The following is a 22,026-nucleotide window of genomic DNA, read 5'->3' as shown; positions in this document are numbered from 1 at the left end:
CCGCGACGGACGGGGCCCGGATCGTCCCACCCCGAGCCTCTCCCCCGCGCCGTCTCCGCCTCCGCGTCTGCGCGCGCGAGCCGGGTCTCTCAGCCGCCGCCCGCAGCGGCGCGGCGCCGCCTCATCACCGCCGGCAGGTGAAGAACAACCGGGGCGTGCTGTCGTCGACCGGGTGTCCGCGCCCGCCGCTCACGTCGACGCGGGTAAACCCGGCATCCGCCAGCATCCGCCGCACCTCGATCAACGCGACGCCGTACTCGACGATCGTCTCGTCGACGACGTCGTGGTCGCCCTCGATGCGCACGTGCCAGTCGAAGCGGTCGTCACCGACGTCGTCGATGCGAATCGTGACCGTGGCGTCATCGGAGGTCTCGGTATGAACCACGCCGGCGTCGGCGCGAAGGCGACCGAGCGAGTTCATGTCGAAGAGGAACACACCGTCGGCGGCCAGGTGCTGGGCGGCGACCGCGAACACGCGGATCCAGTCATCGCCGGGCACGTGGTTGATGGTGTCGTACACGCAGACCACCAGGTCGAACGTGCGGTCGAGGGATGCCGAGCGGATGTCGGCCTCGACCAGCTCGGCATCCACGCCCTTGATGCGGGCGATGCCGAGCATCTCCGGTGACACGTCGACCCCCACCTTGCGCCACGCGGCGGGGAGGAGCTCGAGCACCGACCCCGTTCCGCACCCGAGCTCGAGCACCGCGCCGACCGGGTGGTCGAGGTCGGCGACGCGGCGCTGAATCCACCCCGCGAACATTTCCGGGGTGCCGCCCTGGACGACGTCGTAGAAGCGCGCGAAGTCGGTGTACATACCCGTCATCCCATCACGCGAGCCCGCGCCGTGCACCGCCGATGGGCGCGCGGGCCGCCGTCCGAGAGGCTGCGACTCCCCCGCTACGCTCGAAGCGATGCCTCGCTCCCTCGCCCCCGCCGACCGGCGGTCCCCCGCGTGAGCGGCATCCTGACCGGTTTCGCCGTCGTCGGTCTCGCGGTGATCGTGGGCTACATCATCGCCCGAATCGATCTGCTGGGCCCCCACGCGCGCCCGGTGCTGAGCCGCCTGACGTTCTTCGTGCTGTCGCCGTTCCTGCTGTTCACGGTGTTGGCACAGGCCGACGTGGCCACGCTGTTCTCCGCGCTTCTTCCGGTGTCGATGATCACCGCGGCGGTGATCATCGGGGTCTACGCGCTCGTATCGGCGCTCATCCTGCGCCGTCGCGTGGGCGAGACGGTGATCGGCGCGTTATCGGCGGGCCAGGTGAACAGCAACAACATCGGCATCCCGATCTCGCTCTACATGCTGGGGAACGCGGCGTACTCCGCGCCCGTCATCCTCTTCCAGTTGCTCGTGCTCATGCCGATCGCGCTGGCGATCCTGGACGCCTCCACGTCCGGATCGCGCAACTTCCGACGGATCCTCGCGCAGACGGCGAAGAACCCGATGCTCATCGGCTCCGCCCTCGGCGTGCTCGTGGCGGTGCTCGACGTCGACCTGCCGCCCATCGTGCTCGACCCGCTGCAGCTGATCGCGGGCGCCTGCGTCCCGGTGCTGCTGATGTCGTACGGCATGTCGCTCTACGGCCAGCGCGTGCTCACCGAGCCGGGCCGCCGCGTCGACGTGATCATCGCCTCGGCGCTCAAGCTCGTCGCGATGCCCGCACTGGCCCTGCTCGTCGCGACGCTGTTCGCCCTGCCGTCCGACCAGGTGTTCGTGGTGGTCGTGCTCGCGGCTCTCCCCACCGCGCAGAACGTGTTCAACTTCGCCCAGCGTTACGGGGTCGGGGAGATCCTCTCGCGCGACGTCGTCTTCATCTCGACCGTCGGCTGCCTCCCCATCCTGTTCGCGGTCGCCCTCCTTCTCGAGCACACCCCCACGTGACACGCAACGACAGGCCGGGTCGCGCAGCGCCCGTCCCCGGGGCTATCGTGAGCGGTGTTCCCAGCGTTCACTCAGAAAGGCTCGCCATGTCGCCCTCGTCCACGACAAGTCCCGCCATCGGCGCCGTCCGCACCGCGCTCGGCGTCAGCGGGGCCCTCTCCCTCGTCATCGGTCTGCTCATCCTGATCTGGCCGGGGCGCACCGCCGAGATCGCCGTCGGCATCATCTCGGTGTACGTGATCATCGCGGGCCTGGTGAACATCGGGATCGGTCTGTTCTGGCGCTCCGGGTGGACGCGCATCGGCTACCTCGCGCTCGGCGTGCTGTTCATCGTCGCGGGCATCTTCTCGTTCGCCAACCTCTCGGCCACGACCGCGTGGTTCGGCGTCTTCATCGGCACGCTCGTCGGCATCCTGTGGATCGTCGAGGGCGTCGTCTCGCTCACGACGGTGGGACACGAGTCCAAGGCGCGCGCGTGGACGATCTTCTTCGCGATCGTCAGCATCCTCGCGGGTGTCGTGCTGCTGTTCTCGCCGCTTCTCGGCGCCGTCACGCTGTTCCTGCTGATCGGCATCTCGCTGGTCGTCCTCGGCGTCTTCCAGATCGTGCGTGCGATCCAGTTCGGCAAGTCCGTCTGACCCCGCCGACCGGAAGGGCCCGGATGCCACGGCCTCCGGGCCCTTCGTCACGTCACCGCACCGCACGGCGGCGGTAGGCGCGCCCTCCCGGGGCGCCCCGGCTCACCGCACCGGCAGGAACCTCGCCCACCATTCGAGCACGGCATCGAACCGCTGCACGCGATGCTGCGGTCGGCCCGCGCGCGTGAGCTCGTGGTCTTCGCCCGGGAAGACGAGCATCTCCGCCTCGACGCCGGTGCGCTTCAGCGCGGCGTAGTAGCGCGTGGCCTGCTCGAGGGGGCAGCGGAAGTCGAGCTCGGAGTGCATCACGAGAGTCGGCGTGCGCACCCGGTCCGCCACCGACATCGGGCTCTGCGCGGCGACCAGCGCGGGATCGGTGCCCACGTATTCGTCGCCGAAGAACGATCCGATGTCGCTCGAGCCCGGGAACGCCGAGGGGTCGAGGAAGCCCCGCTCCACGATGGCCCCCGCGAACCGGTGGTCGTGCGCGATGACCCACGCGGTCATGTAGCCGCCGTACGAGCCGCCCATGACCCCCACCCGCGCGCCGTCGAGACGGGGATCGGCCGTCACGACACCGTCGAAGAAGTCGATGACGTCGAAGAAGTCGAGGGTGCCCAGGCGTCGACGGATCGACCGGCCGTGGGCGCGACCGTACCCGGCACTCCCGCGCGGGTTGCTGTAGACCACCGCGTAGCCGGCGTCCACGAGCACCTGCGTCTCGTCGAACAAGTGCACGCCGTACGAGGCGTAGGGCCCGCCGTGGATCTGCAGGATGACGGGGAACGGCCCCTCCCCCTCGGGAACGGCCACCCACCCGTGCACGGGGTACCCGTCGCGGCCGACGATCTCGTGCTCGACCGGAACGACGATCCCGCGCTCGCGGGCGGCGGCGCCGAACGCCGTCAGCGCGCGTACCTCGCGCCCCTCGACGATGACGAGCTCGCCGAACGACTCGGGAGCAGCGACGGATGCCACGACCCGGCCCCGCGCGACGGCATGGCCGTTCACCTCGAGGTCGCCGCCGAGGACCTCGGTCGCCTCGCCCGCGCGCGTCACGCGCAGCAGGCGCAGCCGACCACGCGTGCGGTCCTGCACGAGAACGTCGTCGCCGTCGAACGAGGAGTGGCTGCCGACCTCGCCCAGGTCGACCGTCTCGGGGTCGGTGAGCCGGCGCGGCCCCGCGTCGAGGACGAAGAGCGCGACCCCGGGGGCGATGAAGTCGGTCCCCGAGGGGCCTACGTCGTGCGCGAGGAGGAACACGGCGCCGTCGGGAGCGACCGTCACCTCGCTCACCGACAGGTTCGCCGTGGCCGCGAGCACCTCGCGCTGCGCTCCCCCGTCGACGGCGACCGCCACGACGCGATCGCGCAGGTCGCGGCGGTCGGTCTCGATGACGTCGGGGACGCTGAGCAGCTCGGTGCCGTCGGCGTTCCAGACCACGCCGTTCCAGCTCGCGTCGCCGTGCGTGAGGCGCGTCGGCTCCTCCGCGACCACGCGCCTCTCCGGCGCATCGAGGGCCGGAGCCGGATCGTAGAACGGCTCGGCGTCGACCGACGGCGCCGTCACGACGAACAGCTGCGCCGGGCGGTCGAGGTAGCCGAGCCCGTTGGCGTGCCACCGGATGCCGGTGATGCGGCGCGGCGGCTCGGCCGCGGCATCCCGTCCCTCCACCGTGCCGTAGCGGCCGGGCTCGGGCACACGGGCGGCGAACGCGAGGCGCGTGCCGTCGGGTGACCAGGAGAGGTCGGTCACTCCCCCGGGCTGGTCGGTGACCTGCACGGGTTCACCGCCGGAGGCGGCCACGACGAAGACCTGCGCGCGCCCCTTCGCGTCGCCGCGCAGGAAGGCGAGGGTCGAGGCGTCGGGCGACAGTCGCGGCGTGCGGTCCGCCTGGCCACGGGTGAGGCGTCGCGGCGTACCCGCGGGCAGATCGACCCTCCAGAGCTGACCGACGGCACGGTCGGCGGCGAGGTCGGGGCGCGAGGTCGCGAACACCGCGAACGCGCCGTCGGCGGCGATCGCGGGCCGACCGACCCCGACGAGCGTCTCGATGTCGGTCGGCCGCATGATCACTCGCCCCCGAACGAACCCGTGTCTCCGACGAGGCGGGTGTTGTCGGCGGGCACCGGGTCGACGGCCGCGCGGGCGACCTCGGCGGCGAACTCCGCGACGTTGTAGAGCTTGCCGGCGTCGTCGCGACGGGCGGCGATGGCACCGGGGTTGGCGCGCTCGAGCAGGGTCGCCGTGATGGTGCCCTCGATCATGTCGCCCGAGACGACGGTGAAGCCGACACCGCGCTCCTCGAGCGCGGGGATCTTCTCGCGCAGAGCGTCTTCGCCGGCGCGCTTGGACAGCGCCACCGGCTCGTACTCGGGCATGGTGGGGGTCGTGCGGATGAAGTGCGCCTGGTGGCTCGTGACGAACACCACGCGCGCGTCGTCGTTCAGCAGCGGCAGCGCCGTCTCGAGCACATTGACCTGCGCGTCGCGATTGAGCAGCAGCGCGTAGTCCTCGGCCATGCCCGACTCCATGCCGCCCGAGGCGTTGAGCACGAGGATGTCGAGACCGCCGAAGGTGCGCTTCACCTCGTCGAACATCGCCTGCACCGACGAAGGATCGGTGAGATCGGCGCCCACGACGAGTGCCTCCACGCCCAGCTCGCGCAACTGCGTCGCGAGCTTCTCGGCGCGCGGCGCCTTGTTGCGGAAGTTGATGACGACGTTCGCGCCGGCCTCGGCGAGATACCGCACGGTGTCGGCGCCGATACCGCGAGACGAGCCGGTGACGAGGGCGGTCTTGCCGCTCAGGGAGCCGGACGGGAGGGTCTGGGACACGGGATTCTCCTGACGATTCGAAAAGCGGATGCCGCCGGCCGACGCGGGCGCACGACAAGGGTCCAGCCTACCGACCCGCCCTGTCGCACCCCCGCCGCTCGCTCCGTGTCCAGGGGCGCGGGCGCGTCGACACCGCCGTGCTACGTTCGCCGCGGAGGCCCCGATCATGAACGAAACGCCGGCCGCGCGGCATCCCTACCTCTCCCCCGACGCCCCGCGCGTGCTCGCCCATCGGGGACTCGTGACCCCGGATGCCGCCGAGCAGGGCGTCGCCGAGAACTCCTTCGCCGCCGTGGCCGCCGCGCATGCCGCGGGTGCCGCCTACGTCGAGTCGGACTGCCATGTCACCGCCGATGGCGAGGTGGTGCTGTTCCACGACGACGACCTGCGGCGCGTCGCGGGCGACCCCCGCGCCATCGCCGACGTGCGCCTGCACGAGCTGGAGGATCTGATGTCGGAGCGCGGCGGGCTCATCACTCTCGCGCAGGCCCTCGACGCCTTCCCCGACGTGCGCTTCAACCTCGACGTCAAAGCGGCTGCGGCCGCGGACGGGGTGGGCCGTCTCGTGGCGCCGCACGCCGACCGCGTGCTCGTCACGAGCTTCTCGGACGAGCGCCGTCTCGCCGCCCTCGCCGCTGCGGCCGCCGCGGGCGCTGCGCGGCGGCCGGCCACCTCCCCCGGTTCGGCCACCGTCGCGCGCCTGGTGGCGGCCCGCGCGCTCCGGCAGAGCCGCCGCGTGCGAGCGCTGTTCGAGGGCCTCGACGCGCTGCAGGTTCCGGAGCGGCAGGGTCCCCTCCGCGTGGTCACGCGCGGCCTGGTGCACGACGCGCACGCGGCCGGGGTCGAGGTGCACGTGTGGACCGTCAACGCCGAAGACGACATGGCCCGACTGCTCGATATGGGCGTCGACGGACTGGTCACCGACCGCGCCGAGGTCGCCCTCTCGCTGGTGAACGACCGGGGAACGGGAACTGTCTGAGCATCGTCTGTGAAAGCTGTCGTGACGCCCGCCGTTCGAATAAAGCGCACAGGTGCGAGCGTTATACATGGGGACCGACGAGAGGACCACAAAATGGCAGACCGCAGTCTCCGCGGCATCCGACTCGGCGCCCAGAGCCTCCAGAGCGAAGACGGCGTCGTGTTCCACGACCGTGCACAACACACCTACAACTGCAGCACCTGCGGACGCGACACCGTCCTGACTTTCGCGGCCGACGCCGAGGTTCCCCAGGCGTGGGAATGCCGCACGTGCGGCGCCGAGGCGCTCCTGCGCATCGGTGACGGCACGGCGACCGTCGACCACAGCGACGACAAGGCTCCGCGCACCCACTGGGACATGCTGCTCGAGCGTCGCACCATCCCCGAGCTGGAAGAACTGCTCGAGGAGCGCCTCGCGTTCATCCGCGCTCGTCGCGGCGCGGGCAACGAGAAGCTCAGCGCCTGACGTCGAGCCGAAGGTTCAGACGCCGGTCCCTACGGGGGCCGGCGTCTTCTTCGTGCGCCGGGAGCGCCCGAGCACGATGGCCCCGGCGACGAGAAGCCCCGCGAGGCTCCCCCACCCCAGCACGATCTTGACGGCGGGCCCGATCACGACCGCGGCGGTCGTACCGGTACGCAGCGGAACGTCGGTGAGCATGTGGCCCGCGATGTCGATCGGGAGTTCGTCGAGCGTGGAGCCGTCGGGGGCGATGACCTGGCTCGTGCCCACGGTGGAGAGGTTCACCACCGAGCGGCCGGTCTCGATCGCGCGCATGCGCGCGAAGGCGAGCTGCTGCAGGTTCTCGTCAGTGCCGCGGAAATCGGCGTTGTTCGTCTGGAACATGTACACCTCGGCGCCCTCCGCCGCGCCGTCCCAGACGACGTCGTCGTAGATCACGTCGAAGCAGATCGCCAGCCCCACGCCCACGCCGTTCACATCGATCAGCGGGCGGGCGGTCCCCGGGGTGTAGTCGCGCCCGATGAGGCCGATGAGGTCGGGGGCGAACGGCTCCCAGAACGAACGGTCGGGGACGTACTCGCCGAACGGGACCGGGTGCCGCTTGTCGTAGGTGGGACCCGCCTGCCCCTCGGCGGTCCACAGCAGCGACGAGTTGAACAGCTCCGACCCGCGCTCGGTCACCGCCGAGACGAGCAGGGGCGCCTCGACCCGGCGCGACAGCTCCTCGAGCACAGCCGAGGTCGACGCGTTGGCGGTGGGGTCGGAGTCGACGCCGCCCTCCGGCCACAGCAGCACGTCCATCGACTGCCCGAGGAGCGGGGCGGATGCCGCCAACTGCGCGTTCAACACCGCGTTGCGCTCCCGCTGGTCGAAGTACCCGGCCGGACCGTTGCCCTGGACCGCCCCGACCCGCAGGGACCCCGCCTCGGATGTGGGGAACTGCGGCACCACGAGCAGCACGATCAGCACGACCGCCGCGGGCACGGCCGCGATGCCCCGGCGCACGCGGGGGCGACGCACGATCTCGATCACCATCGCGCACAGGAGCACCGCGAGGAACGACAGACCCGACATGCCGACCCAGGAGGCGACCTCGGCGAAGGGGCCGTTGACCTGCGAGACGCCGATGCGTCCCCAGGGGAAGCCGCCGTACGGCCACGACCCCACGATCTGCTCGCGCAGCGTCCACAGTCCGGCGACGAGGGCCGGAAGCAGCAGCAGGCGGCCGATGCGGCCGGGGGCGATGCGCGGCATCCACCGGTAGGCGAGGGCGATCGGCGCCGCGAACACGGCCGTCAGCAGGGCCTCGAGGACCGATAGCGCCATCCACGGGATGGGCCCGAGGTAGCGGGCCGTGAACAGCAGGTTCACCGAGAAGAACGCGGCGCCGAACAGGAAGCCGATCAGCACCGCCGACCAGAACCGGCGACCCACCAGCACGACGAGCGCGAGCGCCACGGCGGGGAAGGCCATCGGCCACCACGACAGGGCCGGGTAGGCGGTGACGAGCAGCAGCCCCGCCACGACCGAGAGCGGTGCAGCGAACGCCATTCGCAGCAACGGGCGCGGCGCCGCGCCGAGGACAGCGCGACCCCGGGCCGTGGGTGCGGGGGCGCTCATGCCGAGGTGTAGGCGACGATGCCGCGCCGCACGGAGTCCAGCGCCGAGCGTGCCGTCGAGGCGAGCTTCGGCTCCGCCACGAGCGAGATCTGGTCGAGGAGGTCGATCGTCTGCTTGGCCCAGCGCACGAAATCGCCCGCGGCCATGTCGGCGAGCGTCAGCACGCTGTCCAGCGGGAGGCCGCGCGCCCAGGCGTGCATCGCCGGGGCGAGCCCCGACGCCGGCGACTCCGACCCCGGGAGGCGGTGGTCGCGCTCGAGGTCGTCGAGCTCCTGCCACAGCGTCTGGGTGGCATCCAGTGCTCCCCGGAAGGCACCGCGCGGAAGGCCGCGCTCCCCCGGGCCGGCTTCGTCGCGCCGGGGTTCATACACCAGGCAGCAGGCGAGGGCGGCCAGCGAGGGCGCGTCGAGGCCCTCCCACAGCTTCTGCCGCAGCGACTCGGCGACGAGGAGATCGCGCTCGCCGTAGATCCGGCGCATGGTGCGCCCGGCGCGGGTGAGCGCGGTCTCGCCGTCGTCCTCGATCGAGACGTACTCCAGCGCCGCGAGCACCTCGACGACGCGGTCGAACACGCGGGCGACGGTCCCGGTGCGCTGGTCGATCTGCTGACGCGTCTTGTCGGTGGTGCGTTTCAGCTTCCAGTAGCGTTCCGCCCAGCGCGCGTGCGCCTCGCGGTCGGGGCACGACTGACACGGATGCCGCTGCATGCGGCGCCGGAGCGACTGGATCTGCTGCTGCCGCTCGTCGCGCAGGCGCCGGGGCGCAGTGGCATCGCGCCGGTTGATCTTCTCGAGGTCGCTCAGCTCGCGGCGGATCGTGGAGTACTCGCGGAAGTCGCCGCGGTCGCACGTCATCGCCTGCTCGTAGCCGGCGAGCGACTCCTCGGCCTCCTTGACCTGACGCGCGAGACCCACCACCGAACGGTCGGCCTGGAACTGCGCGAACGAGGACTCGAGGATCTCGCGCGCGCGGGCGCGGCCGAACTGGTCGATCAGGTTCACGGCCATGTTGTACGTGGGCCGGAAGCTCGAGTTCAGCGGGTAGGTGCGCCGCGATGCCAGGGCCGCGACCGACTGCGGATCGAGCCCCTCGGTGAACTGCACGACCGCGTGACCCTCGACGTCGATGCCGCGACGCCCGGCCCGACCGGTCAGCTGGGTGTATTCGCCCGAGGTGATGGCGACACGGGCCTCGCCGTTGAACTTCTCGAGCTTCTCGAGCACGACGGTACGCGCCGGCATGTTGATACCGAGCGCGAGCGTCTCGGTCGCGAAGACGACCTTGACGAGCTTGCGGCGGAACAGCTCCTCCACCACCTCTTTGAACGCCGGCAGCAGTCCCGCGTGATGGGCGGCGACGCCCCGCTCGAGGTTGTCGCGCCACTCCCAGAAGTGCAGGACGGCGAGGTCTTCGTCCTTCAGGGTGAAGGTGAGTTCGTCGACGATCTGACGGATCTCGACGCGTTCCTCGGCGGAGGTCAAGCGCACGTTCGCGCGGCGCAGCTGCTGCACGGCGGCGTCGCACCCGGCGCGGCTGAAGATGAAGAAGATGGCCGGCAGCAGGTGGTTCCGCTGCAGCAGCTCGACGACCTCGGGACGATCGATCCGCTCGATGCGCGGCCCCTGGGCGGCCCGCACCGGCTTGTGCCCGCCGCGCCGCTGATGGGCGTGACGCGGACCGCCCGCATGACGACTCGAGCGGTACTCCTGCGCGCGCCGGTTGTTCTCGTAGCCCCCGGCGTTGCCGCCGCGGATGCGCAGCAGCTCCTGGTTCACCTGCGCGGTCGCGACCCCGGCGCGGTCGTCGAAGAGCGGCAGCAGGTCGCCCCGCACGAGCACGTGCTGCTCGAGGGGAACGGGCCGCGTCTCCGACACGATCACCTCGGTGTCGCCGCGCACGGTGTCGAGCCAATCGCCGAACTCCTCGGCGTTCGACACCGTCGCCGACAACGACACGAGCTTCACCGACGGCGGGAGGTGGATAATGACCTCTTCCCAGACGGCACCGCGGAAACGGTCGGCGAGGTAGTGCACCTCGTCCATCACGACGAACCGCAGGCCCCGGAGGGCCGGCGAGTCGGCGTAGAGCATGTTGCGCAGCACCTCGGTGGTCATCACCACGATGCGGGCGGAGGCGTTGATGTTCGTGTCGCCGGTGAGCAGACCCACCTCGTCGTCGCCGTAGATCTCCTGCAGCTCGTGGAACTTCTGGTTCGACAACGCCTTGATGGGCGTGGTGTAGAACGCCTTGTCACCGGGCTCGAGCATCGCGAGGTGGATCGCGAACTCGCCGACGATCGTCTTGCCCGCACCGGTGGGGGCGGCCACGAGAACGCTCCGCCCGTCCTCGAGGGCGTGGCATCCGGCGATCTGGAAGTCGTCGAGTTCGAACCGCTGCATCTCGGCGAAGTCGGCCGTGTGCGGGTGCGAGGAACGGGCGCGGGCGCGGGCGAACCGCTCGGCGGGGCTTGGGGTGCTCACGCGATGGGTCCCGAGGGCATCTCCGTGGCCGCGACCCGGCGGGCGCGGCGCCGGTCGAACAGCATCGACACCCCGGCCGCCGCGAAGAACAGCACGACGAGGATGCCGGCGAGCATGAGCATGCTCACGATGTCGGCCGCGGGGGTGGCCAGCGCCGAGAACACGGTCGCGATGAGCACGGCGACGCGCCAGCCCTTGAGGATCGCCATGCCGCTCATGACGCCGGCGACGTTGAGGGCGACCAGGAACACCGGCAGCACGAACGAGACGCCCACGACGATGAGCAGCTTGAAGACGAAGTCGTAATAGTCGACGGCGTTGTAGAAGTTGACGCCGCCGTCGGGGGTGAAGCCCCACATCAGCTCGATCACGTGCGGGACGATCAGCAGACCCACCCAGCAGCCCACGAAGAACAACGGGACCGCGGATGCCACGAACCCCACGGTGTAGCGGATCTCTTTGCGCGTGAGACCGGGCATGATGAACGCCCAGATCTGCCACAGCCAGATCGGCGCCGACAGGAAGATGCCGATCGAGAAGGCGATGCGCATGCGCAGGTCGAACGCCGACGTGACCGAGGTGAAGTTGAGAGCCGAGAAGTCGTCGCCGCGTCGAGCGGCGATCTCGCGGATGGGCCCGGTGATCAGGTGGATAATCGGGTCGGTGATGAGGAAGGCGATCACCATGCCGACCACGAGGGCGGCCGCCGCGATCATCAGGCGCTTGCGGAGCTCGACCAGGTGCGCCCCGATGGACATGCGCTTGTCGCGCCGCGGCCCCTCGGGGAGGTCGATCCGCGGCGCCCCTGCCGTCGCCACCGGTTAGAGGGTGGGGTCGGTGGACCTGCGCGGCTCGGGTGCGACGGCCGATGCGGTGCCGGTGTCGGCGGGGCGCGGGGTGTCGGAGGACGTAGCGGCGACCTCGTCGTCGCGCTTCATCTCCTTCATCTCGCTCTTGAAGACGCGGGCGGACTGACCCATGCTCTTCGCGAGCGCGGGGAGCTTGGCGGCGCCGAAGAGAAGGAGGATGACCGCGAGGACGACCAGCAGATGCCATCCGGTGAGGTTGCCGAGCATGATGACTCCTCGTCGTTGTCGGGCGAGCCATCAGTCTAACCCGCGTACCCCGACAGCGGCCCGGCGCGCGGGGAACGCACGGATTCCCGGTCGTGCCGCGCTCGTCCCCGCACGCGGAGGCGCCCGTTCGCGCCGTCAGTCGGCGTCGGTGTACTGGGCCAGTCCAGCGGCCGCCCACGCGGCGGCGGCGCGGCGCGCGCCGAGGGGCTCGAGCAGCTCGACCTCTCCCCCGCGGCGGGCGGCGAGGCGCTTGAGGCTCTGCTCGTCGGCCAGCCGGAGGGATGCCACGGCGGTGTCGTCGTCGGCATCCTCGATCTCTGCGCGTTCGAGGTAATCGGTCAGCAGCGGGGCCACGGCGAGGGGGTAGCGGAAGCGCGCGACGACCTCGTCGTCGGTGGGGGCGAACAGCTCGGGGACCGGATCGGCGCCGTGCACCGCCGGGATGTCGGTCAGTGCCGGATCGCTCACCCGGTCGAGGTGGAAGGTGCGCACGGCCTGACGCGTGTGGCACCAGCCCTGCAGGTACCACTGGTCGTCGGCGATGTGCACCTTGATCGGGTCGACGGTGCGGGTCGTGGGTGCAGCCCCGGGAGCGCGGTAGGTGAAGGTCACGGCGACGCGCTCGCGCAGCGCGCGGTCGACCACGTCGCGCACGCCGTCGACCGGCCCGGGGGCGACGATCACGGCGGGCGGGGCCGCGGCCGCACCCCGCGCGAGCTTCTCGAGCAGTCCGGACACCAGCTCGCTGTCGCCGAACCCCGGCAGCGTGCGGGCCAGCTGCAGGCCCGCGAGCAGGGCCGCGGCCTCTCGGGCGGTCAGGCGCGGGGAGCGTTCCAGCCCCACGGTGTTGGTGATCGCGATCACGTCGTCGCGATCGAGGAGATCCCAGTCGATGTCGAACAGGTCGTGCGGAAGCTGCCAGTACCCCTGCTCGCCCGGGAGGCCGATGACGGTGAGCCGCTCCACCATCGCGCGCATCTGCTCGGGCGCGACGTCGAAGTCGGCGGCCGCCTCGGCGACCGGCACCTCGCCCTTGCCGAGCAGGTAGGGCACGAGCTGCAGCAGCAGCGCCGCGCGATCGAGGGCGGCGATCGGTCGATCCGCGCTCGGTCGATCGGCGCCGCGTCGCCCGGGGCCGCGCCGCTCGGCGCCGGCCCGTTCGGGGCCGCGGCGGTCGGAGTCGGGGCGGTCGACGCTCACGCGGCATCCCCGTGCACGTGCAGCGTGGCCCGCAGGCGGCGGATGACCTCGTCGCGCAGGTCGTCGGGGGCCACCACTCGCACCTCGGGGCCGTAGGAGGCGAGCTCGTCGGCGAACACGTGCAGGTCGACGTAGGGCACGAGGATCCCCTGCGGGGCCTCGTGCGCGCGCCGGGCCAGGCGGAGGGCGGCCTCGGTACCGGGGTGCACCTCCAGCAGTGCGCGCTGGCGGGCGGCGACCGCGCGCAGGCCCTCGAGGGCCCGCTCCCCCGCCCCCTCGCGCAACGCGGGGTCGAACTTCTCGCGCGCGAGGGCGACGTCGCCCACGATCCTCGACAGCAGGAACGTGCGGTCGGCCCCGACGTTCACGTCGTAGCCGTAGACGTGCCAGCGCGCCTCGTACTCGACGAGGGCGAAGGGGCGCACCCGACGCTCGCGCGGCCGGGCCTCGCCCGGCCGCAGGTAGGCGAAGGTGACGACGCGCGACAGCTCCATCGCGCGCTGCAGGGCGGGGAACGAGGCGTCGCGCACCCGGATGCGGGGTGCGTAGCCGATGATCGGCTCGTCGACCGGGATGCCGAGCGCCCGGATCTTGCGGAGCCCGCTGCGCGCGTCGACCGAGAGCGATTCGCTCCCCCACACCCCGCCCGCGATGTTCAGCAGGGCGATCTCGGCGGGATCGAAGGAGATGTCGTCGGGGAGGGAGTACTCGGCGGTCGGGACGCGGTAGCGGGCCTCGCGCAGATCGTCGGGGTCGCTGCGATTACCGATGGTCTCGATCGGCACGCCGAGGCCGCGGAGGCTCTCCTTGTCGCGCTCGAACATCTTCTCGAGCGCGTCCTTCGACGCACCGGCCTCGAGCTGTTCGCGGTAGCCCGCGACAGACGAGAGGATGGTGTCCTTCGTCAGCCCCTGCTCGGTCGCCATGAGGGCGACGACGAGGTTCACCAGACGCTCCTCGGGAGCGTTTCGGGAAGCGGTGGCGGGCACCCGCCCATCCTAGGCCGGGGCGCCGGTCGCACAGCCGCCGAGCGCGCCGGGGCGGCGCACGCGACGCGGTCCGCTGCGCGGTGAGGACCCGACAGGGACGATCAGCCGACGACGCCGAGGATGTCGACCACGTAGACGAGGGCGGTGTTCGCCGGTGCCTGCAGAGCCTGCTGGTCCTGCTGCGTCTGGTCGGCGGGCACGACGACGAGCACCTGGGAGCCGACGGGCTCGCCCTCGAGGGCCGAGGCGAGGGCCGGCGGCAGGGCCGAGACCGTGGCCTGCCCGGGGGCGCCGTTCTTCCACGTCGAGGCGAACGTCGTCGTGGCACCCCACGCGAGACCCTGCACGTGGATGACGACCGCGGAGTCGGCGGCCACGATCTCACCGTCGCCCCTCTTGATCGTCTGCGAGCGCACCTCGGTGGGCGCGTCGCCCGCGGGGATCACGACACCGGGCTGCCCGTCGGGCGCGCGCACCACGGAGGGCATGCCCGAGTCGGCGTTGTACTGGTCGGCGCCGTTCGCGGCGGGGAGGAAGACCTTGCGCACGTCGAAGACGAACACCGCGCCGTCGCCCTCCTCGACGCCGAGCGACTGCGCGCCCTGCGTCCCGAGGTCGGAGCCGGGGACCGCCACCGCCACGCGCGAGCCCTCGGAGACGCACTGCAGCAGCGGGGCGAGCGAGGGGATGGCCTGCGTGAGGCGCGGGAGCGGGGTCGCACCCGCGACATCGGCGTTGTACTGCGTGGCGACGAGCTGCTCCCCGGTGGCGGCGTCGAGCACCGTCACGTCGACGAGCGCGAGCTGCGTGTCGGTGGTGATGCGCTGGCCGTCGCCCTCGATGAGGGTCTGCGTCCCCGCCTGCGAGGGCACGAACGGCGAACGCACCGTGACGGTGGGCGCGGAGCCCAGATCGCCGGTCGCCTCGACGACCGCGGCGATCGCGCTGTCGGTGGGGGTCGGGCACGACGAGGCGGCGGATGCCGAGCACCCGACGAGGCCGAATCCGGCCAGGGCGGTCACGGCCACGAGAGCGGGGAGTCTGCGCACCGGATCAGTTTAGGCGCTCGAACCGGGCTCCTCCGACGAGGCCCCCGCGACGGACTGCCGCACGCCCTCGGCCGACTTCTGCGCCTCGCGCACGCGCTTGCGCAGGTTCTTGTCGGTGATCTGGCGATCGCCGACCGCGCCGGGTGTCCACAGCTCCACGTCGTCGTCGCCGTAGCTCGACTTCGAGGCCCGGCGCTTGACCTCGGGCGGGATCGCCCCGGGCGCCAGGCGACGGGCGGTGATGAGGAAGCCGGTGTGCGCGACCATGCGGTGGTCGGGGCGCACGGCGAGACCTTCGACGTGCCATCCGCGCACCATGGTCTCGCTGGCATCCGGTTCGGTGAACAGACCGGTCGCGCGGATGTACTCCGCCACCCGGCTCAACTGCGTGGCGGTGGCGATGTAGCAGAGCACCACGCCGCCGGGGGTGAGCGCGTCGGCCGCGGCGTCGATGCACTCCCACGGGGCGAGCATGTCGAGCACGATGCGGTCGACGGACGCCGGGGCCACGGCATCCGGGAGGCTCTCGACCATGTCGCCGACCACCACCTCCCAGGTCGCGGGCAGCTCCCCGTGGAACGTCTCGACGTTGGCACGGGCGACGTCGGCGAACTCCTCGCGACGCTCGAACGACAGCAGGCGCCCGCTCGGGCCGATCGCGCGCAGCAGCCACAGCGACAGCGCGCCGGAGCCGACGCCGGCTTCGACCACGGTCGCGCCGGGGAAGACGTCAGCCTGGGCGAGGATCTGCGCCGCGTCCTTGGGGTAGACGATGGCCGCGCCGCGCGGCATCGACATCACGAAGTCGCGCAGCAGCGGACGCACGGCCAGATAGTCGTGGCCGGAGCTGTTGGTGACGACGCTGCCGTCGGGCTGGCCCACGAGCAGCTCGTGCTTGAGCACGCCGTTGTGGGTGTGCAGCTCGCCGGCCTCGCGCAGGGTGATCGTGTGCATGCGACCCTTGGGGCCGGTCAGCTGCACCCGGTCGCCGACCCGGAAGGGGCCGCTCAGGTGGGGGGTCTCGCTCATCGGATCACTCGCGTCTGCTCGGGTCGGGCGGGGGTGTGCGCGGCGTGCAGCACGCGCAGGTCGGTGGTGGTGCGCCCCTCGAGCGTCGGCCAGAGCGCGTGCGCGCCCACGCCCTCGAGCGGGACCATGAGCGGGATGCCGAGCGCGACAGCGCCGCTGGCGATCGCCGAGCGCAGGCCGTTGGGGCTGTCTTCGATCGCGACGGTGTCGCGGATGTCGACGCCGAGGGCCGCGGCCGCCTGGAGATAGGGGTCGGGGTGGGGCTTCGGCTTGTCGACGTCGTCTCCGGCGACGACGACGTCGAAGGCCGGGAAGTCGATGAGGTCGGCGACCGAGAGGGCCATGCGGCGCATCGACATCGTGACCAGGCCCGTCTGCACCCCGGCAGCCTTGAGGTCGGCGAGCAGCTCGCGCGCCCCGGGGCGGAACGGCACGCCCGTGCTCGCCAGCTGCCGCAGCACCTCGTCGGTGAGGTGCGCGATGATCTCGTCGACCCCCCACGGCACTCCGGCGTTCTGCAGGAGCCGCGCGGAGTCCTCGAGGGCGAGCCCGACCATGCCGAGCGCCTGCTCGTGCGACCAGGTGCCGCCGAACCGCTCGACGAGCGGCACCTCGGCGGCCATCCAGTACGGCTCGGTGTCGACCAGAGTGCCGTCCATGTCCCAGAGGACCGCAGCGGGAGCGGGAGAAGTCATCGTTCCATCGTATCGAGGGCGCGCCCCCGGCCCGTCCGGCCGCCTCCGCGCGCGTGCGCCTATCCTGGAATCCAGCCCCGACGGGGCAGAGGAGGTTGCGTGGACGCACTGGGTCGCCGGATCATCGTCGCCGCTTTCGACGGGTGGAACGACGCCGGGGAAGCGGCTTCCGCGGCGGCGGCGCTCTTGCGCGCCGACGCGGAGTACGAGGTCGTGCACGCGGTGGACCCCGAGCTGTACTTCGACTATCAGTACACGCGCCCCCAGATCGGACTGGATGCCGAGGGCCGACGCACGCTCACCTGGCCCGAGGCCACGCTCCTGCGGCCCACGCAGCGCTCCGACGACGCCGAGATCTGGCTTCTTGTGGGAGTGGAGCCGGCGCGCGCCTGGCAGGCGTTCGCGGCGGAGTTCATCGACGTGGCGCTGCGCGAAGACGTCACCGGCTTCGTCGCGCTGGGCTCGATGATGTCCGACGTCCCCCACACCCGCCCCATCTCTGTCTTCGCCGGCAGCGACAACGAGGTGGTGCGCCAGGAGCTGGGGCTCGAGCGCAGCCTGTACGAGGGGCCGGTCGGCATCCTGAGCGCGATCGGTCACGCGTCGGAGCAGGTCGGCATCCCCACCGCGAGCCTGTGGGCGAGCGTTCCGCACTACGTCGCCGGGCACACCCCCTCGCCCAAGGCGACCCTGGCGCTGCTCGAACGGCTGGAATCCATCACCGGCATCACCGTGCCGCGCGGCGAGCTCGAGACCGAGTCGCGCGCGTGGGAGGCCTCGATCGACGCGGCGGCGGCCGACGACGAGGAGATGAGCGACTACATCCGGCAGCTCGAGCAGACCCGCGACACCTGGGACTCGCCCGAGGCGTCGGGGGATGCCATCGCCCAGGAGTTCGAGCGCTACCTGCGCCGTGGGGGCGGCGAAGGCCCCACCAAGCCCGGCCGAGACGATCCACCCCGCCGCTGACGGCACGCGAAACGGCGCCGCCCCCGGCAGGGGACGGCGCCGTTTCGCGTGGTGCGCGAGGTCAGCTCGAGATGATCGTGGACTCCGCGGGGATGACGCCCAGCACGAGCAGCACGATGATCAGCGCGCCCAACGCCACCCGGTAGATCACGAACGGCAGGAAGCTGCCGCGCTTGAGGTACTGCATGAGGAAGGCGATGACGAGGTAGCCCACGACGAACGCGATCACGGTCGCGATGGCCGTCTCGCCGAGGTTGTAGGGCCCGGTGCCCTCGTCGAAGCTCTTGTACAGCTCGAACAGGCCGCTGGCGAAGACCGCCGGCACCGCGAGGAGGAACGAGTACTCCGCGGCCGCGGTGCGCTTGTAGCCGAGCGCGCGGCCCAACGTCGTAGTTGCCCCCGAGCGCGACACGCCGGGGACGAGGGCCAGCGCCTGCGCGAAACCGAAGGCGATGCCGTGCGGGTAGGTGAGGTCGTCGAGCTCGCGGCGACGGCGACCGTAGTGGTCGGCCAGACCGAGCAGGATGCCGAAGACGATGAGCACGACCGCGGTGATCCACAGGCTCCGGAAGTTGTCGCGGATCAGGCTCTGCAGCAGCACGCCGAGAAGCGCGATGGGGATCGTGCCGAGGATGACGAGCCACCCCATGCGAGCGTCGGGGTCGTTGCGCGGCACCTTTCCGCTGAGCGAGAGGAACCAGCGCGAGATGACGCGTCCGATCTTCTTGCGGAAGTAGATCAGCACGGCCAGCTCGGTGCCGATCTGCGTGATCGCGGTGAACGTCGCCCCCGGGTCGGTCTGCGACGGCAGGAACTCGCCCACGATGCGCAGGTGCGCGCTGGAGGAGATGGGGAGGAACTCGGTCAGGCCCTGGACGAGCCCGAGGATGATGACCTCGAAGATATGCATGCGGTCCTTCAGTACGTCCGGAGGAGGTCGACGAGAACTCGTCGACCGAACTCGAGCGCGTCGACGGGGACGCGCTCGTCGACACCGTGGAACATCCCGGTGAAGTCGAGGTCGGCGGGAAGTCGCAGCGGCGCGAATCCGTAGCCGGAGATGCCGAGGGTGGAGAGCGCCTTGTTGTCGGTCCCTCCGCCCATGAGGTAGGGCACGACGGGCACGCCCGGGTCGTGACGACCGAGTTGCGCGACCATCGCGTCGACCAGGTCGCCAGAGAAGGGGACCTCGAGGCCGATGTCCTGGTGCACGACCTCGATCTCGACGTCGTCGCCGACGATGCGACGGATGTCGGCGAGCGCGGCCTCCTCGGTGCCGGGCAGCACCCGCACGTCGATGAGCGCCTCGGCCCGGTCGGGGATGACGTTGTGCTTGTAGCCCGCGGTGAGCCCGGTCGGGTTGGTCGTGGTGCGCAGCGTCGAGCGGATGAAGCTGGATGCCGCGCCCGTGCGCAGGGCGAGGGCGTCGGGGTCGCCCGCGTCGTCACCCGTGATGCGCGCCAGTCCCGCCAGCAGTTCCGTCGTCGTGTCGGTGAGTCGCACCGGCCACTCGGTGCGACCGAGGGCGGCGACGGCCTCGGCGAGCCGCGTCACGGCGTTGTCGGGGTGCAGGCCGCTGCCGTGTCCGGCGCGGCCGCGGGCGACGAGCTTGATCCACACCAGGGCCTTCTCGCCCACCTGCAGGAGGTACGCGCGGCGGTCGTCCACCGCGATCGAGTAGCCGCCGACCTCGCTGATCGCCTCGGTGGCGCCGGCGAACCACTCGGGCCGGTCCTTCACCACGCGCGCCGAGCCCTCGACGCCGCCGTTCTCCTCGTCGGCGAAGAAGGTCACGATCACGTCGCGCTCCGGCTGCTCACCCGCGCGCAGCAGGGAGGCGACGGAGGTGAGGATCATGGCATCCATGTCCTTCATGTCGACGGCTCCGCGCCCCCACAGGATGCCGTCGCGGATCTCGCCCGCGAAGGGGTCGACGCTCCAGTCCTCGGCGACGGCGGGGACCACGTCCAGGTGCCCGTGCAGGATCAGCGCGGGCTTGTCGCCGTTTCGTCCGGGGACGCGCGCGCAGACGTTCGTGCGGCGCTCGACCGGCTCGTAGTAGTCGGTGTCGAGGCCGAGGCCCTCGAGGTAGGCGCCCACGTATTCGGCGGCCTCGCGCTCGCCCTTCGACCGACCGCCGCCGTAGTTCGAGGTGTCGAACCGGATGAGGTCGGACGCGATGCGAGCGACCTCGGGGACGTCGGATTCGAGCTCGGGCATGCGCACTACGGTACCGGGGGCGAGGACCCTCCCCCGCCGGGCACCGCCGCGAGGCGCCCGGTCGCGCTCCCCCGCGCGGCTCGCGGCGGGGCGTGCGGAGAGGCTCGCGGCGGGGCGGGACGCGCCCGGGCTGCCGCGCCGGTTCGAGGCGGGGTCTCGGGCATGGTAATGTCGTTCCTCGTTGCGAAAGCGACAAACACCCAATGCGCGGGTGGCGGAATAGGTAGACGCGCTAGCTTGAGGTGCTAGTGCCCTTTAACGGGCGTGGGGGTTCAAGTCCCCCCTCGCGCACAGATGAGAAAGACCCCCGGGGTTCATCCCCGGGGGTCTTTTCGCGCTCTCGAACGGGCGAGCCCCGCGGGTGCGCGGGTGGGAGTTCCGCCGTTCCGCGCAACCGTGACGCCACAGAAACACCGGCGTGACATGGCGCGCTTAGCGTCGAAGCGTCCCCGGCAGAACGGATTCCGCATGGCTCGCTTCCACGTCCCCACGATCGACATCTCGGCGTGGGTCGGCCCCGGCTCCCCCGAGGCCCGCGCAGCCGTCGTGGCCGCCGTCGACCACGCGTGTCGCACCGTCGGCTTCATGCAGATCGTGGGTCATGGCATCCCGGATGCCGTGATCGAGGACCTCAAGGCGGGACTCGACGAGTTCTTCGCCCTGCCGCTCGAGACCAAGAAGCGTTACGTGCGGCCCGCCGGCGAGAACCGCGGGTACAGCCCGCCCAAGAGCGAATCGCTGAGCTACAGCCTCGGCGTCGATCCCGTGACGCGGATGAACGACTTCTTCGAGGCGTTCAACGTGGGCACGTCGTGGGCCGAGTATCCGGGCACGACGGCCACCGCGCACGATTACGCCGCGAACACGTGGCCCGCGGAGTCGACGACGTTCGAGCCCGCCGTCAGCGCGTACTACGCCGAGGCGCGCCGCGTGGCCCACGCGCTCACGCGGGTGTTCGCCGATGCGCTGCGGGTGCCCGGGGACTTCTTCGACGCACTGACCGATCACTCGATCGACGTGCTGCGCATGAACAACTACGCCCTGCCGCCGGGGGCGATCGAGCTGGGCGCGGAACTGACGGGAATGGGCGAGCACACCGACTTCGGCCTCGTGACGGTGCTGTGGGCCGACCGCGTGGCGGGACTGCAGGTGCTGGGCCAGGACGGCTCGTGGAACGACGTCTCGCCCGCCCAGGGCGCCCTGCTGGTCAACCTCGGCGACGTGGCGGCGCGGCTGACGAACGACAAGTGGATGTCGACCCTGCACCGCGTGAAGCCGCCGGTGATCGACGGCACCATCGAGCGGCGCCGTTCGGCCGCGTTCTTCCACGACGGCAACGCCGACGCGGTCATCGCTCCCCTGCCGCACTTCGTCTCGCCCGGGTCACCGGCGCTCTACGACCCGGTGACCGTGCGCGAGCACATCACCGCCAAACTCGCCGGCTCCCGCGCGGGGCGGAAGAACGTGTCCGCGGTGCGCGAGGCCGCGCGGGTGACCGCGAGCCTCGGCTGAGCCGGGCGGGGCGGGCGGGGTTCGCCGGGCGCGGCCCCGGGCGGGGGGCGGGGTGGCGCGGCGGGCGGGGCGTGTCGGGCGCGGGCCGAAGTGCGCATAAACGCGATCCACGCCGATAAACGCGGGGACAACGCGTTTATCGGCGCGAATCGTGTTTATGCGTGGGTGGGCGAGCCGCAGCACGAGCGCGCCGGGCCCGCAACGCTTCCGGCGACGGCTTCACGCCCGGGCGCGCGAAAATCGCGCGTAAACGCGATCCACGCCGATAAACGCGGTGGCAGCGCGTTTATCCGCGCGAATCGCGTTTATGCGTGGGTGGGCGAGCCGCAGCACGGGCGTCACGGACCGGCCACGCACCCGACGACGGCTCCTAGCCCGGGCGCGCGCGA

20 protein-coding genes and 1 tRNA gene are annotated in these 22,026 nt (G+C 71.5%); 7 read left to right on the top strand and 14 right to left on the bottom strand.

Annotated features, from left to right (window positions below):
* Window positions 1-124 precede the first annotated feature (124 nt).
* Complete coding sequence (locus tag ACK4LS_RS12375; RefSeq protein ID WP_409717561.1) at window positions 125-826, bottom strand: class I SAM-dependent DNA methyltransferase; 702 nt, start codon at window positions 824-826, stop codon at window positions 125-127.
* Window positions 827-955: 129 nt separating this feature from the next.
* On the opposite strand from ACK4LS_RS12375, the gene ACK4LS_RS12370 reads away from it, so the two are divergent.
* Both ACK4LS_RS12370 and ACK4LS_RS12365 read left to right on the top strand, forming a co-directional pair.
* Window positions 956-1,885: an AEC family transporter gene (locus tag ACK4LS_RS12370; RefSeq protein WP_409717558.1), complete on the top strand. Its 930-nt coding sequence runs from the start codon at window positions 956-958 to the stop codon at window positions 1,883-1,885.
* Between the two features lie 86 nt (window positions 1,886-1,971).
* Window positions 1,972-2,523 (top strand): HdeD family acid-resistance protein, encoded by a 552-nt coding sequence (locus ACK4LS_RS12365; RefSeq protein ID WP_409717555.1) that lies wholly within the window; start codon window positions 1,972-1,974, stop codon window positions 2,521-2,523.
* A gap of 102 nt (window positions 2,524-2,625) precedes the next feature.
* Here ACK4LS_RS12365 and ACK4LS_RS12360 read toward each other — a convergent pair whose 3' ends face one another.
* Window positions 2,626-4,593, bottom strand: a complete 1,968-nt coding sequence (locus tag ACK4LS_RS12360) for a S9 family peptidase (protein ID WP_409717552.1) — start codon at window positions 4,591-4,593, stop codon at window positions 2,626-2,628.
* A 2-nt stretch (window positions 4,594-4,595) separates the two neighbouring features.
* On the bottom strand, window positions 4,596-5,360 hold the full coding sequence (locus ACK4LS_RS12355) for an SDR family oxidoreductase (RefSeq protein ID WP_409717549.1): 765 nt from the start codon (window positions 5,358-5,360) through the stop codon (window positions 4,596-4,598).
* 166 nt (window positions 5,361-5,526) lie between these two features.
* On the opposite strand from ACK4LS_RS12355, the gene ACK4LS_RS12350 reads away from it, so the two are divergent.
* Window positions 5,527-6,339 carry a glycerophosphodiester phosphodiesterase family protein gene (locus tag ACK4LS_RS12350; protein ID WP_409717546.1) on the top strand — a complete coding sequence of 271 codons (813 nt, stop codon included), beginning with the start codon at window positions 5,527-5,529 and terminating at the stop codon, window positions 6,337-6,339.
* 93 nt (window positions 6,340-6,432) lie between these two features.
* Window positions 6,433-6,804 (top strand): RNA polymerase-binding protein RbpA, encoded by a 372-nt coding sequence (locus ACK4LS_RS12345; protein WP_409717543.1) that lies wholly within the window; start codon window positions 6,433-6,435, stop codon window positions 6,802-6,804.
* A gap of 15 nt (window positions 6,805-6,819) precedes the next feature.
* Here the strand turns inward: ACK4LS_RS12345 and lnt are convergent, their stop codons facing one another.
* The 9 genes from lnt to ACK4LS_RS12300 form a co-directional block, all read right to left on the bottom strand.
* Window positions 6,820-8,418 carry an apolipoprotein N-acyltransferase gene (gene lnt / locus ACK4LS_RS12340; RefSeq protein ID WP_409717540.1) on the bottom strand — a complete coding sequence of 533 codons (1,599 nt, stop codon included), beginning with the start codon at window positions 8,416-8,418 and terminating at the stop codon, window positions 6,820-6,822.
* On the bottom strand, window positions 8,415-10,898 hold the full coding sequence (locus ACK4LS_RS12335) for a DEAD/DEAH box helicase (protein ID WP_409717537.1): 2,484 nt from the start codon (window positions 10,896-10,898) through the stop codon (window positions 8,415-8,417). Before ACK4LS_RS12335 ends, lnt begins: the two co-directional genes overlap by 4 nt.
* A complete protein-coding gene (gene tatC, locus ACK4LS_RS12330) occupies window positions 10,895-11,656 on the bottom strand; it encodes a twin-arginine translocase subunit TatC (protein WP_409717567.1) in 762 nt (253 codons plus the stop codon). The genes ACK4LS_RS12335 and tatC overlap by 4 nt, the downstream gene beginning before the upstream one ends.
* A 63-nt stretch (window positions 11,657-11,719) precedes the next feature.
* Window positions 11,720-11,974, bottom strand: a complete 255-nt coding sequence (gene tatA, locus ACK4LS_RS12325; protein ID WP_409717535.1) for a Sec-independent protein translocase subunit TatA — start codon at window positions 11,972-11,974, stop codon at window positions 11,720-11,722.
* Between the two features lie 135 nt (window positions 11,975-12,109).
* Window positions 12,110-13,066: a helix-turn-helix transcriptional regulator gene (locus ACK4LS_RS12320; protein WP_409717564.1), complete on the bottom strand. Its 957-nt coding sequence runs from the start codon at window positions 13,064-13,066 to the stop codon at window positions 12,110-12,112.
* A 104-nt stretch (window positions 13,067-13,170) separates the two neighbouring features.
* Window positions 13,171-14,163 carry a helix-turn-helix transcriptional regulator gene (locus ACK4LS_RS12315; RefSeq protein ID WP_409717533.1) on the bottom strand — a complete coding sequence of 331 codons (993 nt, stop codon included), beginning with the start codon at window positions 14,161-14,163 and terminating at the stop codon, window positions 13,171-13,173.
* 101 nt (window positions 14,164-14,264) lie between these two features.
* Window positions 14,265-15,212: an FKBP-type peptidyl-prolyl cis-trans isomerase gene (locus tag ACK4LS_RS12310; protein ID WP_409717531.1), complete on the bottom strand. Its 948-nt coding sequence runs from the start codon at window positions 15,210-15,212 to the stop codon at window positions 14,265-14,267.
* Window positions 15,213-15,221: 9 nt separating this feature from the next.
* Window positions 15,222-16,241 (bottom strand): tRNA (adenine-N1)-methyltransferase, encoded by a 1,020-nt coding sequence (locus ACK4LS_RS12305; RefSeq protein WP_409717530.1) that lies wholly within the window; start codon window positions 16,239-16,241, stop codon window positions 15,222-15,224.
* Window positions 16,238-16,936, bottom strand: coding sequence for an HAD family hydrolase (locus tag ACK4LS_RS12300; protein WP_409717528.1), 699 nt, complete (start codon window positions 16,934-16,936; stop codon window positions 16,238-16,240). Before ACK4LS_RS12300 ends, ACK4LS_RS12305 begins: the two co-directional genes overlap by 4 nt.
* Window positions 16,937-17,035: 99 nt before the next feature.
* Between ACK4LS_RS12300 and ACK4LS_RS12295 the strand changes: the two genes are divergently transcribed.
* A complete protein-coding gene (locus ACK4LS_RS12295; RefSeq protein ID WP_409717526.1) occupies window positions 17,036-17,905 on the top strand; it encodes a PAC2 family protein in 870 nt (289 codons plus the stop codon).
* Window positions 17,906-17,966: 61 nt separating this feature from the next.
* On the opposite strand, the gene ACK4LS_RS12290 is transcribed toward ACK4LS_RS12295, so the two are convergent.
* The gene (locus ACK4LS_RS12290; protein WP_409717524.1) at window positions 17,967-18,815 is read right to left on the bottom strand and encodes an undecaprenyl-diphosphate phosphatase; all 849 of its coding nucleotides are present in this window, start codon (window positions 18,813-18,815) and stop codon (window positions 17,967-17,969) included.
* An 8-nt stretch (window positions 18,816-18,823) separates the two neighbouring features.
* On the bottom strand, window positions 18,824-20,125 hold the full coding sequence (locus tag ACK4LS_RS12285) for a M20/M25/M40 family metallo-hydrolase (RefSeq protein WP_409717522.1): 1,302 nt from the start codon (window positions 20,123-20,125) through the stop codon (window positions 18,824-18,826).
* A gap of 205 nt (window positions 20,126-20,330) precedes the next feature.
* On the opposite strand from ACK4LS_RS12285, the gene ACK4LS_RS12280 reads away from it, so the two are divergent.
* Window positions 20,331-20,416: transfer RNA gene (locus ACK4LS_RS12280), tRNA-Leu, on the top strand.
* Between the two features lie 177 nt (window positions 20,417-20,593).
* Entirely contained in the window at window positions 20,594-21,637 is a 1,044-nt protein-coding gene (locus tag ACK4LS_RS12275; RefSeq protein WP_409717520.1) for an isopenicillin N synthase family dioxygenase, read from the top strand.
* The last annotated feature ends 389 nt before the right edge of the window (window positions 21,638-22,026 follow it).

Origin of the sequence: Microbacterium sp. (assembly GCF_046295495.1) — a bacterium.
In the GTDB taxonomy this organism is placed as follows: Bacteria; Actinomycetota; Actinomycetes; order Actinomycetales; family Microbacteriaceae; genus Microbacterium.
The sequence above is the reverse complement of the archived record's forward strand: the minus strand, read 5'-3'. Positions and strand labels throughout refer to the sequence as shown.